General features: G+C 42.1%; 2 protein-coding genes. Both read right to left on the bottom strand.

Annotated features, from left to right (window positions below; translation table 11 throughout):
* Positions 1–275, bottom strand: a 275-nt coding sequence (locus ADIWIN_RS22070; RefSeq protein ID WP_161624658.1) for a TonB-dependent receptor plug domain-containing protein, incomplete at its 3' end; no start/stop codon positions are given.
* A gap of 16 nt (positions 276–291) precedes the next feature.
* Positions 292–670 (bottom strand): carboxypeptidase-like regulatory domain-containing protein (locus tag ADIWIN_RS19300; RefSeq protein WP_235046964.1); only part of this gene is annotated, 379 nt, incomplete at its 5' end.

Below are 670 nucleotides of genomic sequence, written 5' to 3' on the forward strand. Positions count from 1 at the left end.
TTGCCAATACCATCTCCATAATCAAATCCCGAAGAACTGGATGCAGGATCGAGGGTTTGATTGTCAATTGGTATTCCATCCACTACATATAGGGGTTGGTTATTTCCGGTTAAAGAACTGTTTCCACGGATGACCACATAGGATGAACCCCCAGGGCCACCAGAGGTAGGGTTTACATGGACCCCTGCTACTTTACCCTTGAGGGAATTGACGACGTTTGGTTCTCTTGCCTGGGTCAATTCTTCTGTATTGACTTCCTGAACAGAATAACCCAAAGCTTTTTTCTCTCGCTTAATCCCAAAAAGCCGTTACGACCACTTCTGAAAGTTCACTCACCTCAGGATCCAATTGAATATTGATTTCGGACCTGTTTCCAACCTTTATGGTTTGTGAAATATATCCGATACTTGAAATTACCATTGTGGATTCAGGTCCCTGAACGGATAGACTGTATTTGCCATTTATGTCCGTCACCGTGCCCCGACTGGAGTTTAGATCATCCTGCAACAAAAGAGTAGCTCCGATAATTGCTTCACCATCTTCCGTGGACGTTACCGTTCCTTGGACAACAGGTTCTTGGGCTTTTATCTCTTCATTTATGAGTAAATAAATGAAAAAAAAGGAAACCATTCCCTTTAAGAGTAATTTGTTTTTCATAGGTGTTTTGTTT

Origin of the sequence: Winogradskyella psychrotolerans RS-3, from assembly GCF_000427335.1 — a bacterium.
Taxonomy (GTDB): Bacteria; Bacteroidota; Bacteroidia; order Flavobacteriales; family Flavobacteriaceae; genus Winogradskyella; species Winogradskyella psychrotolerans.